Here is an 18,484-nt window from a genome sequence, read left to right on the forward strand (position 1 = left end):
GCAGGGGGCAGGGGGCAGGGGGCAGGGGGCAGGGAGCAGGGGGAAAAAGGGTTTTAGCCTTGTTTACTTTCGTTGACATAGTTTGGATTTATTCTGCCACCTACTTAATAGTGGTGCGTTACGGCTAGATATGATTTGCTCACACGCCCAAATCCTAATACAGCCGTAACACACCCTACTAAATAGTTATTTTATAAATAGGGTTTTAGGTTTCCAAAGTTGCTTGAGAAAACTTTTTGTGCAAATTGGTAGTTTGTTTTCCACTAGCGGCAGATACGGTGATCAGGTAATCAATTACTTCCTCCGAGAAGGGAACACGCAAATGAAATGTCCCATCTGGTTTGAGTGTGACAGGTTTACCAGCAATACTGACTGTTGCGCCTGGTTCAGTTGCGCCGTGGATAATTAACTCTGCATCAGCGACAAACCAAAAGTCTCCGTAGGGACGACTGAAGACATGAACATTGGCTGAACGGGCTATATTTATCCAACGTTCTCCATCGGTAAAGTAGCCAATTTCTACCATGTAATCACGATCGCTCTGGGGAATGGCAATATAGCGATCACGAATAATTTCTTCACATTCGTATTGCTGAATTAATTGAGGAGTTTGATAACTGAGGTCGATATTAGTCACATCATACAGTCTTAGTGCTAATTGAGAAATTCCAGCATCCTGTAGTATTTTTTGACGCGTTTCGGAAATTTCCCAGGAAATATAAGACCATTTAGGAGTGCGGGGGGTAAAGAAAATCTGACTGTCTTCGTCTGGTATGGAGTCATCTGCAATCAGGTTATCTGTGTAAGGAAGACTGAAGACGCGGACAATATCAGAACGGGCAATTGTTACCCAGCGATCGCCTGTTGTGATATAACCGATTTGCGCTAAATAATTGCGATCGCTTTCTGGAATCGATACATAACTATCTGTGATAGCTGGTTCATACTCATGCTGTTGGACTAAATAGGGATCTTGATAACTCAAGTCAAGTTCTGTCACATCATAGAGTCGCAATGCTAATTGTGACACACCATCATTTGCCATTTGCTGGCGATCGCTCTGGCACACATACCAAGACACATAAGCCCATTCAGGACTACGGGGTTTTAGTATAATGCTGCTCGGTTCTTCAGAATTTTGCAAGTTTCCAGACACTGCATCCACCGTTCCTAGATTTTCTAGTGTTGTCTGTGCGGTATTAGTTTCCTCTAATGTTTCTGGTGTAGAGGTATCTTGATTTTGATGCACAGCCCATGCTCCAATCCCTAAGCCCAAGGCTGCCGCACCACCTGCTAAACTTTCTAAATTAGTTGGGGGAGTATCTTGTGTCTCTTGCAATATCTCATGCTCAATCGGTTCAGCTTCATCTGCTACTGAGTTGAGAGCATCTTCAGGAATTTCGCCAAATGGGGGTGCAACAGTTGGTAAATCTTCCCCTTCTTCAGCAGATAGTTCCGGTGCAACTAACTCATTCTCAAATAGAGAGTCAATATCAATATTATTTACCTCTGGCTGAGTTTCCCTAGTCCATTCGCTCTCCTCATCTGCGATGTCTAAATTTTCAGGGGTGACATCTCCTAGATTGACAGGTACATCTGTAACTGCTGTTGTTGATAATTCTGCTGCACCTGGGGTTTCCGGCTTTTCCATCTCCAGATTAGGTGTAACTTCATTGGCCTGATGGGATGGCAGTTCTGTATTATCTACTAATTCTAGAGTTTCATTGGTCACATTTTCCGCTTGAGGAGTATCGACAATTTGCGGATAGGAAGTGTTGACAATTGTGGCTGGGGCTTCCATATCCCAGGGGGACTGCTCTAGCTCAGGCGGTAAGGGTAGAGGAGAAGAAGTTACTTTGTCTTTAATCTCTGAACTTTGGTTAGTGGTAGCATCTGCCGCCAAACTACTCTCTTCATCAACTGGAGTGGCTGGAGATCGCCGCATAAACCATAATAACGATCCACCGATAGCACCGATGGGTAACAACAACCACCACAGCAAATTACGTCCATCAGCCGGGGGATTTTCGGGAGGTGCTACTACAGAGGGCTGAGTGATATTTGTGACTGTAGATGTATTATTGCTATTTAAAAATGGGGTATTGGTAGCAGACGGTGTATTTGCCGTCAAAGAGTCAGGGGTGACTGCCGCCGTAGGAGAAGTAGTAGCGGCGGCTGTGGTTTCTGTGGTGGGAGCAGCCGTAGATCCTGGTGTAATTTCAGGGGTGCTGCTGGGATTATTTGCTGTGAGAAATACGGAGGATTCACCTTTAGCGATCGCTTCTGCTTCTGCTACTCTCGCCGCTTCTATTGCCTGCTGTCCTTGGGGTGCTAAAGCAAATCCTAGAAAAGCAGCTACAGCAGGGCTAGGATCTTTTTTATAAACGTAAACAAAAGGCTGAGAAAAAGGATACTTCGGATCATCTGGTAAAGTGTCATGTAACTTGATTACTCTCACCCCTGGGAGTTTTGACACTTGATTGGCTCTAGCGTAGCTAATCCCATCTTTACCGAGTTGTTTGACAATTTCTGTGGTGTTATCGTCTGCTATTTGGGTAGCAGTTGCACCTGTGGCGAACTTGGTCGCACGGAACACGGGATAGTTACTTAATGCTTCCCGTGTGCCGCTATTATCTGGCCGATCAATGACGCGAATCTTACCGTTTGCCTGTCCTACTTGTGACCATCTAGTAATTCTGCCTCGGAAAATTCTAGCAAATTCTCGATCGGTCAAGCTTCCTTTGAAGGGATTCTCTGCTCCTACAATGATCGCAATCTTTTCTCGATGCAATCGCACTTGCTCCAAACCTTGTGCTTTCTCTTGTGGAGTTAGACCCCGACCAATTGCTGCTATGTCAACTTGTCCATTTAAAAGAGACTGAATCGCCGCTTCTGTGCCATTGGCTGCTACTGTCACCTTTGTACCAGAGAAATTCTGCTCAAAACTCTGTTGTAAGTTTTGATTAAAGCCAGCAAAGCCACTAGAACCATCAATCCGCAATGTAGTGCCATCTGCCACCGTTTGTGGCAATGGGAAAGAGGGTGTTTCACTTGCCGATTGTGCCAGTACTGGGACTGACATCAAAAGGTTTGTTGCTAAGGGAGAGGTAGTTAAGGCTAGCAATAATGCCAGACCTACTATCCCATGATCTTGTTTTTCTTGTTGCCACATATGCTGCTTATCAAGGTACAGGAAACAGAAAGCCGACGAATCTGAATTGAGATTTTGATGTAGGAGGAGACGCGCTTATTATACATCTGCTGTCAATTTTGTTCTAAGTCACCCAAAAATAAATTTTGTATAAAAAAATACTTAATTTATACGGTTTTTGACTAATCCTATCTAAAATTTTTGCTGATATAGACAGTTAAATTAATTAGCACAATCTACAATTGGTGCAGGAAATTATAACAATTTTTATCATTTCTGGAATGTGCTTGCCATCTCAGAGCCATCAAAATGTATGAATAAGTCTCACATCGCGTTATAAATATATTTTTTATGTCCCAGAAACCTTGCTTTCTTGTGGCTTTGTATTTACGCAAGACAAAAATTTAAAGATGACTAACTAGGTAAATATTGCTAGATAGGATAGTCATTTTCCCTGATGGATTGATGAGCATCTGTGTGTAACAAAATAATAAATCAGACATTGAGTTTATTAACAAAAATCATACATTAATAACTATCAGGGTAATCTGGGCAATATATTCAGGTAGGTAGGGAATTTCTATAGTTATTGGCCAAAGTTTTTGATGTATGAGTTCTCGTTCCTGTCTGAGCATTTTAGTGATTGATGATTGTGCTGAAGATCGGGTGGCGATCGCTCGCTATTTGCACAATGACAAGCTTTACAATTACCAAATTTGGGAATTGGAGACGGGAAGTGAGGCGATAGAGTGGTGTCAACAGCAGATACCCGATGTGATTTTGTTGGATTATTTATTGCCAGATAGCAATGGACTAGAGTTACTTCAACAATTGCGGCAACATCTGAGTCTGAGCCAATGTGCCATGATCATGCTGACAGGACAAGGTGATGAAATGATTGCTGTGCAGGCAATGAAAAATGGCCTCCAGGATTATTTAGTCAAAAATTCTCTCACATCGAACATCTTACAAGGTGCAATTCATCATGCCAGAGAACGGATGCACCTAATGGAACGACTAGAACACAGTCAACAACAACAACAACTCATAGCGGCGATCGCCTTACGGATTCGTCAATCCCTGCAACTATCAGAAATTTTACCAGCGATCGCCACAGAAGTGCGTCAATTTCTCAAAGCCGACCGAGTAGTAGTTTATCGATTTCATCAGGATATGAGCGGCACAGTTGTCGCTGAGTCTGTACTTCCAGGCTGGAAAGTAGCTCTAGGGTGTCATATTCCAGACACCTGCTTTCAACAGGGTGCTGGTGCTGCGTATCATCAGGGTAAAAAACGGGCTATTGATGATATCTATCAAGCAGGCTTAACAAAATGTCATCTGCAACTATTAGAACAATTTGAAGTTAAAGCCAATCTCGTAGTACCAATTTTAGTGAAGCATCAATTATGGGGGTTATTGATAGCTCACCAATGTTCCTCCTCTCGTCATTGGCAATCAGTAGAGTTGGAGTTACTCGATCAACTAGGAGTGCAAATTGCGATCGCCATTCAGCAGGCAAGTGCTTATCAACAACTTCAGAAAGCATTACTAGAACGTCAACAAGCGCAAGAGAAACTGCAACAACTCAATCAAGAATTAGAAACCAGAATTAAACAACGCACAGCCGCACTCAAAGCCAGTGAAACTAGGTTGTTAGCCTTAAGTAATTTGCAACAGGCAATTTTGGATGGTACTGATTATGCAATTATTTCTACAGGAGAGGATCTGAAAATCCAAACTTTTAATGCAGCTGCTGAGAGGATGTTGGGCTACACAGCCGAGGAAGTGATTGGTTGCAGTAGTCCTGAGCTATTTCATGACTCAGTGGAAGTTGAAAAATGGTTAGCGACACTCTCCTTAGAACTAGGTAGGAAAATTGTCAACATTCAAGAATTTATTCTCATCAAAACCGAAGCAGGTAGTTATGAAGTGGAATGTACACACATTCGTAAAAATGGCTACCATTTCCCAGTATTGCTATCGGTGAAACGACTACAGAATGACCAAGGGGAAATAATCGGATTTGTCGGTATTGTCAAAGATATCACCCAACGCAAACAAGCCGAAGCAGCCTTACAAGAAAGCGAACGTCGCTATGCTACATTAGCAGCCGCAGCACCAGTAGCGATTTTCCGATTTGATCCGGTAGGTAACTGCACTTACGTCAATGCTCGCTGGAGTGAAATGACAGGTAGAGACGCAGAAACAGCATTGGGTAGAGGATGGCTAAAGGCATTACATCCAGAAGACCGTGATCAAATCATGATGGGTGTATCAAAAGCTATAGCGAATAAAACCAAGAAAAATAGTGAAGGCAGACATCTGCACCCAGATGGCACTATTACTTGGTTTTACAGCCAAATGCTGCCTGAAATGGACGCTGCTGGCAATGTACTAGGCTACATCGGTACTTTAACTGATATTACAGACCGTAAACAAGCAGAGGCAGCGTTACAAGAAAGTGAACGCCGCTATGCTACATTAGCGGCAGCAGCACCAGTAGCGATTTTCCGGTTTGATACCTTGGGTAACTGTACCTACGTCAATGCTGAGTGGAGCGTGATGACAGGTAGAACCGCAGAAACGGCATTAGGGATGGGATGGTTACAAGCTTTACACCCAGAAGACCGCGATCGCCTGATCAGGGAAAGGCTGGAAACAATACCTCACAATGGAGTGACTAAATTTGAGGGTAGGCATCTCCACACAGATGGCAGCATCACTTGGTTCTACAGTCAAGTAGTTCCCGAAATCGATGCTACTGGCAATGTACTCGGATACGTTGGGACTCTCACTGATATCACCGAACGGCGACAAGCAGAAGAACAGTTACGCCAAACCAATGAGCAACTAGCAACTACCAACGCTCAACTTGCTCGTGCTACCCGCCTCAAAGACGAATTTTTAGCTAGCATGAGTCATGAACTGCGAACCCCCCTCAATGCCATTTTGGGAATGTCTGAAGGACTCCAAGAGGAGATATTTGGTGATATTAATCACAGACAGAAAAATGCGATCGCTACTATAGAACGCAGTGGCAGACATTTACTAGAACTAATTAATGATATCCTTGACCTGTCTAAAATTGAATCTGGCAAACTCGAACTAGAAATTAGCAAAGTTCCCATCCGCAGTTTGTGTGAGAACAGTCTGATCTTTATCCGCCAGATGGCATTCAAAAAAAAGATTCAGATTACTAGTCTGATTCCCGATGATATCGGCAGCATTCAAGCAGATCATCGCCGTTTGCGGCAAGTACTGATCAATTTACTCAGCAATGCCGTCAAATTCACTCCAGAAGGCGGTAATATCACTTTGGCAGTTAATCGTCTAGCTAACCATCACAACGATCAAAACCCAGCTTGTCTAGACTGGATTGTTTTTTCTGTCAGTGATACTGGCATTGGTATCGCTCCTGAAAATTTCCATAAACTGTTTCAGCCCTTCAGTCAGGTTGATAGTAGTCTCAGTCGTCATTACAACGGCACAGGGTTGGGTCTATCTCTAGTCCGGCAGATTGTCGAACTACATGGAGGTCAAGTCACATTCACAAGTGAATTAGGTCAGGGTAGTCGTTTTATGGTGCAAATTCCGGCTCAAGCTCCCCCATTAGCTTGGGAAGTTCCCAAAGGTGAAGTTGTTGCTGTCTCTAGTTCACCAGATGACATGATAACTACTGGCTCTCCCCTGATTTTGTTAGCAGAAGATAATGAAGCCAATGTAGAGATGTTTACCATCTACCTAGAGAATTTAGGCTATCGCTACATCTTAGCCGCCAATGGAGAACAAGCAATTGCACTCACCAAACGCCATCATCCCGACTTAATTTTAATGGATATTCAAATGCCAAAAGTTGATGGTTTGGAAGCCATCAGACTGATTCGAGCCGACCAGGAATTTGCTAAATTACCAATTATCGCCTTAACTGCATTAGCTATGCCTGGAGACAAAGAAAAATGTTTAGCAGCAGGTGCTAATGAATACTTAACTAAGCCGATTTCTCCCAAGTTTCTCGTAGCCAAAATCCAACAATTTTTAGGATAAATGGTTAAGATAACAATGACAATCTGGTTTTGCAATTAATGACTCCATTAAGGAATTGAGTGCAGTTGCCGCTAACAACCCGCCACCAATTGTCCCTTCAATAGTGATATAAGGTAAGTTTTGTTGCATCAGTTGACGCTTGGCGGCTGGCGCGTGACTAAAACCAATCGGCATTGCCATCACTAGAGACGGTTGAATTTTTTGCTGCTGAATGAGGCTACAGACTGCTAGTAGCACTGAAGGCGCATAACCAATGACTAAAATACAGCCTTTGCTCACTTGTTCTAATCTTTGTCGCCATTCCTGATGCTGCCAAAATTCTAGTTCAGCTTCTGTGGCGGTGGAAACATGGGGGTTATCAATTAAAGTTGTGACTCGACAACCGAGATGCACTAATCTAGTTTGATCTACAGCTGCCGCAATGGTGGGGATATCAACAACAATCTCACAACCAGAACTCAAGGCTGCACGACTGGCTGCAATCGCATCTTGACTAAGGCGAATAAAGGACACTAAACTAACATCACCACAAGCTAAAACCAACTGAGAAATTAAATGTTGTTCAATCTCGGAACGGTTGGATAAGTCGGGAAGCAAGTTTTGCAAAGATTCTGCAAAAACTTCGGAATGGGTGTGAACTTGAGCATCTAAACCACTCCACAGTTTAGCCAAACTTCCCAAACCGGCTTGAGTTTCTACATCTAGTAACTTGACTTGTGCCAAAACTTCTGCTTGGATGATTTGACAATGGCGATCGCGTCCTAATAATCCTTCTAAAGCTGACGCTGTTTGGCGCAGTTGAGCAATTTGCTGTATAACGGCGCGATATTGTTGTTGCAACTGTGTCATTAAATGACTATTGGTGTCTGCTTCGGGTTCTACTGCCAAAATGTGGCGAATATGGTTGAGTTGAAACCCTTGTTGTTTCAGTGCCACAATTTTTTGCAGTCTGATCACATCTTTTTCAGTATAGAGGCGATAGTTACTTGGCGATCGCTCCGGCTGTGGCAACAAGCCTAACTCATGGTAATGTCGCACCATCCGGGGAGTAATGCCACCTCCCACTGCTGCTGTCAGTTCTTTAATCGTCAAGCAACCACCATTCATAACTTTACTTTTTAGTTCCCCACTATTGACATTAACATTAATGTCAAGGTTTAGGCTGAGGTAGTCGTCACTGATTCTACTCTCATGCTTTACCCCCAGCGTTGGCAGCAATTCACCACAGAACACTCAGACACTTTAGCCGCCCTACTTTGTGGGTTGCTGCTATTTTTGGGATGGTTCGCCTTGCATTTAGGTTGGCTGGGATGGGCTTTGCTACTATTACCGGCGGCTTATGTAACTGGGGGCTACGACAGCGCAAGGGAGGGACTAACGACGCTGATTAAGGAAAAAGAACTGGATGTAGATTTACTGATGATTGTGGCGGCTGTGGGTGCAGCTAGTTTAGGTTTGTGGCGGCGGGAATATCACTTAATTATTGATGGTGCAATTTTAATTTTGATCTTTGCTATCAGTGGTGCATTAGAAGGCTATGCAATGCGGCGAACTGAAAAGAGTATCCGTAGTTTGATGAGTTTGACACCAGATACAGCTAGGGTTTTACAACAGGGAGAAGAAACAACTATTCCCATTAGCCAGTTACAAGTCGGTGATGAAATTGTTGTCAAACCCGGTGAATTAATTCCTACAGATGGCATGATTGTTTCTGGTTACAGCACCGTTAATCAAGCTGCAATCACCGGGGAATCTTTACCGATAGAAAAGACAGTGGGAGATGAAGTCTTTGCGGGGACAATTAATGGTTATGGTGCATTGCAGTTGCAGTTACACAAACCAGCCGCCAGTAGTTTAATTCAGCGCGTGATTCGGTTGGTGGAACAAGCCCAAACAGAAGCCCCGCCTTCTCAGGAGTTTATTGAAAAGTTTGAAAGGGGATATGCTAAAGTTATCGTCATTGCTGGGGTATTACTAGCTACTTTACCGCCCTTTGTCTGGGGTTGGGACTGGGAAACTACAATTTATCGGGCTTTGACTTTTTTAGTGGTGGCTTCTCCCTGTGCTTTAATGGCGGCTATTATGCCCACATTATTATCGGGAATTGCCAATGGTGCAAGACAGGGGATTTTATTTAAAAATGGCGCACAGTTAGAAAAGATTGGTCAAGTCAGAGCGATCGCCTTTGATAAAACTGGTACTCTAACTACAGGACAAGTACAAGTATCCCAAATAATCACCACTGGTAAATACACCCAACAAGATGTACTCACAGCCGCCGCCGCTTTGGAATCTTCCTCTGAACACCCCATAGGAGAAGCTATCACCCAGGCGGCTAATGATTTAGACTGGGAAAGGGCTAGCGAGGTACAAGCTATACCAGGAAAAGGCATTTTTGGTACAGTTAACCATCAATCGGTAATTGTTGGAAATGGAACTTTTGTACAAGAGTATGTTCCCCAATTATCAGAGGAATTAGTACAAACAGCAGCATCCTTAGAACAAGAGGGTAATACTGTGGTTTGGGTGGCAAAAATGAGCGGCACAGAATATGAGATCATCGGTGCGATCGCTCTTGCAGATACAATCAGACCAGAAGCAGCTACTACTATTGCCCATCTGCGACAAATGGGAGTAGAACAAATTATCATGATTACTGGCGATAACCAACGCACCGCCCATAGTGTTGCCGCAAGCGTCGGCATTGATCAAGTATTTGCCGAATTGCTACCAGAAGATAAATTAGAGGTGATTCGCAACTTACAAAAAAAATATCACACAGTAGCAATGGTAGGTGATGGGATTAATGATGCACCTGCTTTAGCTCAAGCCTCTGTAGGTATTGCAATGGGTGTAGCAGGTAGCGATGTCGCCTTAGAAACCGCAGATATAGTATTAATGGCAGACAACCTAGAGAAAATGTCCACCGCGATCAAATTAGGCAGGCGATCGCAAAGTATAGTCAAACAAAATATAGTTTTTGCTTTAGGGTTTATTATCTTGCTGTTAGTTGGTAACTTTCTCGGCAATATTAACCTACCCATCGGTGTAATTGGTCACGAAGGTTCTACAGTATTAGTTACTCTCAGTGGTCTGAGATTGTTAAAGTAGTTGAATTGAGTAGCCATACCAATTCGCAATTCGCAATGGACTAACGTCCCGCTTCGCTAACGCAATTCGCAATTAAGAAAGTCATATACCATCTGGGTTTCAAGCTTTGCATCTGTTGCTGAATTTTGGAGAATTGGTATCAGTGGGGTGCATTAGGCTCAAGCCATAACGCACCTTTGATATTTAAAATTCGGCGTTGCATAATTGCGGGATGATTTATTCACGCAGTAGACGCTTTGCGGCTTCCCGCAGGGTGGCGCAAAGACGAGCCAGTGCGTTGGGCGGCTCTGCCGACTTGTAGCAACTGGCGTGCAGAGAGAATAAGGAGCTAAAATTCCAATACATTAAAATTCATCCCCTGATTCAGCAATGCTTAAAATTCTTCTAATAAATTCATCAATGCGTAAATTTCCGGCTCTTCTGTTGGTGAGAGTGATAACTGATGCTTTAACTCTAATAATTGAGTTTCTATAGCTTCAGCTACATAGTGCATTTGCGCTTCCTTAGCAATTTGTAGCTGTTTTTCTTTGACTCTAATTTTTCTAATCAGTTCGTTGACAGAATCAATTGCATGATAATCTTGAGAAATCATACCGTAATACCCTTTTAAAAATCTCCAGAACTAAGCAAAATTTATAGTTTGAGTGAAAACAGGTGTAAATCAAACTGTGCAGTAGTTCACCAAAGTCCTCGCGCCGTGGAAGCCCCTGGCTTTAGACATGGGGGTAAGGCGCAGGCGATTGAAATCGCCTTCACATTATCGCCTTGGGGTTGCTGCATTCGGTGTACCTTTGTTTTGTACTTTCAACGGGACAGTTACCGTTTCAAATTTGACAACCCTGTACGCATAATGGTGTGCTGCGATTGAGCCTCCCTTACGGGGTAATGTTAGCTTCGACAATGTTAGAGGTCGGTAACTATCCGAACGACACGAGTTTAACCCCTTTAAGCCTGTTTAATCGCTCAGTTCTAGAGCAAGGAACTAGCTACGCATTCCTTGGTAGGTCTTTAACTCTTGCCTCTAACGTAGTTCAGTTAAGAACTTAGTCTGGTCAGATCAGGGCTTTTTCAAGCCCCCGGCTTTAGCCGTGGGGTTTCTGACACCATTAGGTTGGTATTAATTTCGTTACTATTTACAAGTATTTTAGTAAAGTCTACGGTAAAATACTAGACGATGATTCATTAGTAAAGTATATTACTTCATTTGTTGTTACATTATCCTCTCCCATCACAATTTTGAATGTTGAATTGTTCAGCAGCGTTGAACATGGCACAAAATATAGTCAATGCCGATACCTTCTTAGTTTGTGGGCTGGGGAACTTGGGACAGTATTGTGTATCTGTCCTCAAAGAATTTGGGGTACAAGTCAACGCCATTGAAGCTGTCAACCCTCAACAATGGGAAATTCCTGGCTTACCTGACTTGATTGATGAGTTAATTATTGGAGATGCTCGCCAAGGCAAAATATTAGAACAGGCAAAAATTCGCCAGTGCCGAGCCATTTTGATTGTAACCAGTGATGAGCGCGTGAATATTGCTGTAGCTTTTGCGGCGCGATCGCTCAATCCTGATGTGCGTTTAGTTATTCGTTCCTCCCAAGATAACCTCAACGAGTTACTCAGGGACAGTTTGGGTAATTTTGTCGCCTTTGAAGCTACCCAGTTACCAGCCAAAAGCTTTGCTTTGGCAGCCTTGGGGAGTGAAACTACAGGCTTTTTTAGTTTAGATAATCATTTCCTGCAAGTTATGGAAGTCTGCATTGATGCTCGACATCGTTGGCGAAATTACTTACAACTGCATGAAATCAACACTAGTCATCGGCGCATTCTCACCCACAACCGAGCCGGAGAACCCTTAGCACAGACATTCTATGAATGGGATGCAGAGGCTAATATTTTGCCAGGTGACATCATTACTTATATTGAAGCCACGGAAAATTTAGTTTCTCACTCCCAAAAACCAGTCAAAAATATCAAGCAACTTTGGCGTACAACATTTAAAACTCTCACTTGGGCAAATCTGCGTTATCAAGTCACTCAGTTTTGGACAGAAAGTAGCCAAACACGCCGTGTAGTTTTAATGAGTTGTTTGGTAATGGTGAGTTTATTCTGGTGTAGCGCATTCCTCTACAAACTGCACTATCCCCAAATTACTTACCAGGAAGCCTTGAATATTTCTTTAATTCTCAGTCTTGGGGGTTATGGGGATATATTTGGCGGTAGAGAATTACCCTTTGCCATTCCTGGGTGGCTACATTTATTCAGCATTAGTCAGACTGTCGCTGGTACGGTGTTTGTGGGTATTCTCTACGCCGTCATGACAGAACGCATCTTAGCAGCCAGATTTCAATTTTCCCTACGTCGTTTACCTGTACCAAAATCTGATCATATAGTATTGATTGGTTTAGGCAGAGTGGGAAAACTAGTAGCGCACATCCTCCAAGAACTGAAACAACCCTTAGTAGGAGTGCATCCCCATGACTTAGACCCCAGTTTACTGCCACCGATGCCGTTAATTGTCGGCAATATCAAAAATGGCTTGAATAAAGTCAATATTAATACTGCCAAAAGTGTGATTATTGTCACTGATGATGAAGTGACAAACTTAGAAATCGCCTTAATGACTTATGCTGCCAACCCTAAAGCTTGTGTAGTTATTCGCACCGTTGATCCCCTTTTTAGTGAGAATATCGCCAGATTACTACCTTACGCCAGAGTTTTGGGGGTTTATGAACTAGCAGCCGAGGCATTTGTGGGGGCAGCCTTTGGGGAAAATATTCTCAATTTATTTCGCCTGAATAATCAAACTACATTAGTCACTGAATATCAAATTGAAGCTAATGATACCCTCAACGGACGAATAGTAGCGGAAATTGCGTACGGTTATGGAGTTGTGCCGATTCTTCATGCTAGAAATAGCCAACGTACTCCCAAATTTATGCCCTCTGATGATATCAGATTAGCGGTAGGCGATCGCTTAGTAGTTCTCGCCACCATTGAAGGACTGCAAAGGGTAGAACGAGGAACTATGCTCCCCCCTCAATGCTGGGTGAGGGTAGAAAAGGCTGTGTCACAACAAGCGATTTTTGAAGGGGCAGCATTAATTGCCCGCATTTCTGGCTGTGATATGTACCTAGCTAGAACCTTGATGAATCAATTACCAGCAACTTTACAGTATCCTCTCTACAAGCATCAAGCCCATCGCTTAGTGAATGAGTTAATGAAATGTCAAGTTTTAGCATCAGTGATCAATAGTTGATGGGCATTGGGCATATCAATTCAAAATTCAAAATTCAAAATTCAAAATTAAGGAATTTTGGGGCATGGGGCATGGGGGAGGCAGCCGCGTGGGCGGGTTTCCCGACTTGAGCGGACTGCCGTCATTGGGGAATGGCACGCTTGTTAAGCTGAAACCTCGTCAGGGTAGGGTGTGCTTGGTGTGCTTGGTGTGGGAGGTGTGGGATGGTGGAGAACAAATCTTTCCTCCCACACTCCCCTCTCTCCCCACACTCCCCCCTCCCTTGTCTCCTTGTCTACCTTGTCTCCCCCTGCTCCCTGCTCCCTGCTCCCTGCTCCCTGCTCCCTGCTCCCTGCTCCCTGCTCCCTGCTCCCTGCTCCTCTGCTGCTTCAGAATCAGCAGTGCTTAATTACGCGTCATTTAACGCTGCGATACCGGGTAGTACTTTGCCTTCGAGTAATTCTAAGCTTGCGCCGCCGCCGGTAGAGATATGGCTCATTTGATCAGCCAAACCTACCTTTTCTACAGCCGCTACGGAGTCACCGCCACCGATAATGGTGGTTGTGCCTGTTTTGCTGATTTCTGCTAAAGTATGAGCGATCGCTTCTGTACCTACAGCAAATTTATCAAACTCAAATACACCCATAGGCCCGTTCCAAATTACGGTTTTGCAATCAGCTAAAGCCTCTTGGAAAACTTTCACGGAGTCGGGGCCGATATCCAAACCCATGCCATCAGCTGGAATATTTTCAATGCTGACGGTGGTGGCGTTGGCATCGGGGGCAAATTTATCAGCAGATACGATATCTGTAGGTAGCAAGAAGGTAACACCCTTTTCCTTGGCTTTTGCTTCCAAAGACTTCGCTAGTTCTAGCTTGTCTTCTTCTACCAGAGACTTACCAACACTCAAACCACGGGCTTTGTAGAAGGTGAAAATCATCCCCCCACCAATGATGAGTTTGTCGCACTTCTCTAGCAGGGTTTCGATGACACCGATTTTGCTAGAAACCTTAGAACCGCCAATAATCGCAGCTAAAGGACGTTGGGGTTGTTCAATCGCGCTTTGCAAATACTGCAATTCCTTTTCAATCAAATAACCACCAACAGCCGGACTCAAATAATGAGTCACACCTTCAGTAGAAGCGTGGGCGCGGTGTGCTGTTCCGAAAGCATCATTGACATAAAAATCGGCATTAGCTGCCAGTTTTTTAGCAAATTCAGGATCGTTCTTTTCTTCTTCTTTATAAAAACGGACGTTTTCGAGCAGCAGAACTTGGCCATTTTGTAAAGCAGCCACTTTAGCGGCTGTTTCATCACCAATACAGTCATCAGTTTTAACGACTTCTTGGCCTAACAACTCAGACAGACGCTTTGCAACCGGGGTTAGGCGCAATTTGTCATCCACACCTTTGGGACGACCAAAATGGCTTGCTAGAATGACCTTAGCACCCTTCTGCGTTAAATCTTGAATGGTTGGTAGAGCAGCCCGAATGCGAGTATCATCGGTGATGTTACCTTGGTCATCCACAGGAACATTAAAGTCAACCCGCACAAAGGCGCGTTTACCGGAAATATCAGCCGCAGATAAACTTGCTAAAGTTTTTTTGGACACTACCAAACCCTCCTGATTGCCTTTTTGTTATCGTTTTGAATGTATCACCATCAAGATTTTACCGGAGTACGGGGTGCTGAGGAGAGATATATGTTCAAGACAGTGTTATTTCCAATTGATCAAAGTCGAGAAGCACGGGAAGCTGCTGATGTAGTGGCTAATGTCGTGCAGCAATATGGTAGCCGCCTAGTGCTATTGTCTGTAGTGGAAGAACCCCCCCCAGAGGAAGGTAAATCTGATCCGATGATGTCACCAGAGGCGGTTGCTAAACTCTTAGCCGATGCTCAAGCTTTATTTTCTGGGCAAGGTATTGCATCGGAAATTATGGAAAGGCAAGGTAAACCAGCCTTTACTATCTGTGATGTCGCCGATGAAATTGGGGCTAATTTAATCATTATGGGGTGTCGGGGACTAGGTTTAACTGAAGAGGGTGCAACGGATAGTGTGACTACTCGTGTGATTAACTTATCACCTTGTCCTGTGTTGATTGTGCCTTGAGAGTCGTTTAGCCGGTGTTGAGTGGTGCGTTGATGAAGTATCGCGCACCGCATTAAATTGTTTTGACGAATATTACTTACTTTGCTGGACGATTAACTCGAATTAATTTTCCTGTGAAAACTTCAATTACAGCGATCGTCTCATGAATGCGTATTGCCAGTTTTTCAACTTTTCTATCTTCTGTGCAAATAATAATACCAGCATGGTCAGGTGTTCGGTTGTGCAGCCTGATAAAATCACGCCGATTTTGTGTCAGAACTACTCTTTCATGATTTGTGGCAAAAGCTAACACTTCTGGGTCAGATATACCAGCATTTCCTGATTCTTGAACTGTCAAAACATCATGATTCCAAGTTCGGAGTAGTTGCACAACTGCTAAAGGGAATTATTCGTCAGCATAGAGATTAGCCATAGATTTAGATTTCTTGTGCCATAGCTTCATCTTGTTCGCGGAGTGCTGTTTCAATTTCATCAGCGTGTGCATCAGCATAAGCCCAGACATTGACTAAATCAGCAGCACTTAGATGAGGATACATATCAAAAATTTCAGCATCCGTTGTACCTTGACGACGTAAACTCACAAACATCCAAACAGGTAGGCGAGTGTTAGCAATACAAGCATCACCACCGCATACGCCTGGAGTTTTAGTGATTCCTAGTGAGCCGTTGCTGAGGGTTTTAGTTAATATTTGTATCGCTTGTGCTTTTTGTGTTGGGTTTAATGCTTGGAGCTTTATTGTTAATTCTTGGAGTGTCATAGTTAATCAACAAAATTAGTATGTGTAGGGTTTGTTACGGCTTACGCCTAACGCACCAAATGCCTTGTTGGTAGGTGCGTTACGCTGTCGCTAACACAACGGCAATATTGCAGGAGGAAAATCCACACTGCAATTTGCCTCCCCTACGTATCTAGCGCAGGCTACGCAAACAGAAATCAAATATGATTCCTATATTTACCCTGGGAAAGTGCCTAAATATTGCCTACCAACTTCATTTTTACTCCGCCTTGAGGAGCTAATAAAAAACCACGCCGGGCTGGAGGAACAGGTGCTGTTTCCTCTAATTTTAACTGATAATTTAATAGAATTGTCGCCAAAATTAATTTCATTTCAAACAAAGCAAATACTTGACCTATACATTGACGAGAACCTGCGCCAAAAGGCCAAAATTCATAAGATGAGTATTTACGATTAATGAACCTGTCCGGTTGAAATTCTTCCGGTTGGGGATATAAATCTTCTCGACGATGAGTTAGGTAAATACAAGGTGTAACATATGTCCCGGCAGGAACGTGATATTCTCTTAAATTAACAGAGGAAATAGTAATTCTAGGGAAAGTAAAAAGAACTACAGGATAAATCCGTAAAGTTTCTTGGCAAACTGCTGTTAGATAAGGAAGTTGAGAGATTTTGAGGGGGTCAGGATTATCTAAACTATGTAACTCATGTAACACTTTTTCATAAACTTCTGGTTGTTGATGAATCCAGTACAAAGCCCAAGCGATCGCAGTAGCAGTTGTTTCGTGGCCAGCGTTGAGTAAAGTTAAAAGGTTATCTTTTAATTCAACATCACTCATTGGCTCTCCATCTTCGTATTCTACTGCCATTAATAAACTTAGAACATCAGAGTTACTAGATTGCATTGTTTGGTGACGTTCTAATATTTCCGCCATGAGTAAATCATCAATCTGTTGTCGCACACGCACATATTTTCCCCAAGGACTCCAAGCTCCCAAATCTTTGCGTAGGGATGGAAACAATAAAATACTAGCACCGAGTGGTGAATTAGTTAAATTCATCCAAGTTGTCATTAAATTTTGCAGTTTTTCAAACCTTAATTCCTCATCAATTCCAAAGACTACTTTTAAGATAATCTTCAAAGTAATTTCTTCACTCAGATGACGAGCAATAAAAGTTTCACCCGGTTTGAGGTGGTGTGTGACTTGTTGGGTAATCTCACAAATTCTTTGCCCATAATCGAGCATCTTTTCGCCATAAAAAGGAGGCATGATGACCTTTCTTTGTTTTTTATGGCGTTCTCCATCTTGTAGAATTAGTGAATTGTCTCCAACTTCAGGTTTAAAGATTTCATTGGCATAACCAGGCGCATCAAGAACTTTATTTTTGGGGTTAAATAACTCTTGCAGATCCTGGGGATGACTAACAACTAAGGTTTCGATATTACCAAAGAAATTGGCTAAAAAAATGTCTCCATAATTTGCGGCACAACTATCTAAAAATTCTAATGGTTTTAGGGCTGATTCGATGGCTTGGAGAAATTTAGGAGTTTTCAGTTTCTCAATTTGTTTAGTTGTCACGTTGCTTTCCTCAAAATTCAAAATTCATTTATTTAGACATCTATTAGGAATTGGATTTGATTTATGAGAAAACCTAAGTAACCTGAGTTCAGGATAATCTCAAACTACGATTCTATCGTTGCCTAAAACTCGTATTCTTTCGTAGAACTAGCAGCGAAATCGTCTTAACCCGAACTGACGTTACTTAATTTAATATAGAATAAAATTCTACTTTCCGCCTGATGTGAATAATAGTAAGTCTGGATGATGATTTATCTTGTAGTTATCGCTTTCCCTCACTCACTCCGTCAAAACTATGCTTTGTCTTCGCTTTGCATAAATTTACGGTATGCACACAAGTTGTTTCATCGGCATTGTTAATGTATCGCCTGGCAATGGCAATGTATTGCCTGACAATGTCAATTTATAGCGATTCTCAGTTAAGTGAGGTACAAATATTGAAACGCAGAGGGGCGCAAAGGAAAGCGCAGAGGTACGCAGAGATTTATACATCACTAGACTAGGAAACGCTAT

10 protein-coding genes and 1 pseudogene are annotated in these 18,484 nt (G+C 43.0%); 4 read left to right on the plus strand and 7 right to left on the minus strand.

Features of this window, described 5'->3' with window-relative positions; genetic code table 11:
* Positions 1-205 precede the first annotated feature (205 nt).
* Complete coding sequence (locus tag ACPZ3T_RS18810) at positions 206-3,172, minus strand: DUF4912 domain-containing protein (protein ID WP_490270987.1); 2,967 nt, start codon at positions 3,170-3,172, stop codon at positions 206-208.
* A 588-nt stretch (positions 3,173-3,760) separates the two neighbouring features.
* Here ACPZ3T_RS18810 and ACPZ3T_RS18815 point away from each other — a divergent pair.
* Positions 3,761-7,195, plus strand: coding sequence for a PAS domain S-box protein (locus ACPZ3T_RS18815; RefSeq protein ID WP_490270988.1), 3,435 nt, complete (start codon positions 3,761-3,763; stop codon positions 7,193-7,195).
* On the opposite strand, the gene ACPZ3T_RS18820 is transcribed toward ACPZ3T_RS18815, so the two are convergent.
* Positions 7,187-8,302 (minus strand): precorrin-8X methylmutase, encoded by a 1,116-nt coding sequence (locus tag ACPZ3T_RS18820; RefSeq protein ID WP_490270989.1) that lies wholly within the window; start codon positions 8,300-8,302, stop codon positions 7,187-7,189. The two genes, ACPZ3T_RS18815 and ACPZ3T_RS18820, sit on opposite strands and share 9 nt — an antisense overlap.
* An 84-nt stretch (positions 8,303-8,386) precedes the next feature.
* Here ACPZ3T_RS18820 and ACPZ3T_RS18825 point away from each other — a divergent pair, with 84 nt between their 5' ends.
* On the plus strand, positions 8,387-10,306 hold the full coding sequence (locus ACPZ3T_RS18825) for a heavy metal translocating P-type ATPase (protein WP_490270990.1): 1,920 nt from the start codon (positions 8,387-8,389) through the stop codon (positions 10,304-10,306).
* 373 nt (positions 10,307-10,679) lie between these two features.
* Here ACPZ3T_RS18825 and ACPZ3T_RS18830 read toward each other — a convergent pair whose 3' ends face one another.
* Entirely contained in the window at positions 10,680-10,898 is a 219-nt protein-coding gene (locus tag ACPZ3T_RS18830; protein WP_490270991.1) for a hypothetical protein, read from the minus strand.
* A 675-nt stretch (positions 10,899-11,573) separates the two neighbouring features.
* Between ACPZ3T_RS18830 and ACPZ3T_RS18835 the strand changes: the two genes are divergently transcribed.
* Positions 11,574-13,565 (plus strand): potassium channel family protein, encoded by a 1,992-nt coding sequence (locus tag ACPZ3T_RS18835; RefSeq protein WP_490270992.1) that lies wholly within the window; start codon positions 11,574-11,576, stop codon positions 13,563-13,565.
* A gap of 388 nt (positions 13,566-13,953) precedes the next feature.
* Here the strand turns inward: ACPZ3T_RS18835 and ACPZ3T_RS18840 are convergent, their stop codons facing one another.
* Positions 13,954-15,156, minus strand: a complete 1,203-nt coding sequence (locus ACPZ3T_RS18840; RefSeq protein ID WP_490270993.1) for a phosphoglycerate kinase — start codon at positions 15,154-15,156, stop codon at positions 13,954-13,956.
* Between the two features lie 90 nt (positions 15,157-15,246).
* Between ACPZ3T_RS18840 and ACPZ3T_RS18845 the strand changes: the two genes are divergently transcribed.
* Positions 15,247-15,654 carry a universal stress protein gene (locus tag ACPZ3T_RS18845; protein ID WP_490270994.1) on the plus strand — a complete coding sequence of 136 codons (408 nt, stop codon included), beginning with the start codon at positions 15,247-15,249 and terminating at the stop codon, positions 15,652-15,654.
* Between the two features lie 76 nt (positions 15,655-15,730).
* Here the strand turns inward: ACPZ3T_RS18845 and ACPZ3T_RS18850 are convergent.
* The 3 genes and pseudogenes from ACPZ3T_RS18850 to ACPZ3T_RS18860 all read right to left on the minus strand — a co-directional run.
* Positions 15,731-16,027: pseudogene (locus ACPZ3T_RS18850) on the minus strand (DUF5615 family PIN-like protein); the annotation flags it as partial.
* Positions 16,028-16,070: 43 nt separating this feature from the next.
* The gene (locus tag ACPZ3T_RS18855) at positions 16,071-16,412 is read right to left on the minus strand and encodes a DUF433 domain-containing protein (protein WP_490270995.1); all 342 of its coding nucleotides are present in this window, start codon (positions 16,410-16,412) and stop codon (positions 16,071-16,073) included.
* Positions 16,413-16,624: 212 nt separating this feature from the next.
* Positions 16,625-17,971 carry a cytochrome P450 gene (locus ACPZ3T_RS18860; RefSeq protein ID WP_490270996.1) on the minus strand — a complete coding sequence of 449 codons (1,347 nt, stop codon included), beginning with the start codon at positions 17,969-17,971 and terminating at the stop codon, positions 16,625-16,627.
* Positions 17,972-18,484: the final 513 nt, after the last annotated feature.

It is taken from the genome of Aliinostoc maniaoense, from assembly GCF_058172895.1.

Excerpts from the sequence above, each read along its gene's own strand:
- ACPZ3T_RS18810 (WP_490270987.1), bottom strand. The coding sequence starts at position 3,172 with ATGTGGCAACAAGAAAAACAAGATCATGGGATAGTAGGTCTGGCATTA.
- ACPZ3T_RS18815 (WP_490270988.1), top strand. The coding sequence starts at position 3,761 with ATGAGTTCTCGTTCCTGTCTGAGCATTTTAGTGATTGATGATTGTGCT.
- ACPZ3T_RS18820 (WP_490270989.1), bottom strand. The coding sequence starts at position 8,302 with ATGAATGGTGGTTGCTTGACGATTAAAGAACTGACAGCAGCAGTGGGA.
- ACPZ3T_RS18825 (WP_490270990.1), top strand. The coding sequence starts at position 8,387 with ATGCTTTACCCCCAGCGTTGGCAGCAATTCACCACAGAACACTCAGAC.
- ACPZ3T_RS18830 (WP_490270991.1), bottom strand. The coding sequence starts at position 10,898 with ATGATTTCTCAAGATTATCATGCAATTGATTCTGTCAACGAACTGATT.
- ACPZ3T_RS18835 (WP_490270992.1), top strand. The coding sequence starts at position 11,574 with ATGGCACAAAATATAGTCAATGCCGATACCTTCTTAGTTTGTGGGCTG.
- ACPZ3T_RS18845 (WP_490270994.1), top strand. The coding sequence starts at position 15,247 with ATGTTCAAGACAGTGTTATTTCCAATTGATCAAAGTCGAGAAGCACGG.
- ACPZ3T_RS18855 (WP_490270995.1), bottom strand. The coding sequence starts at position 16,412 with ATGACACTCCAAGAATTAACAATAAAGCTCCAAGCATTAAACCCAACA.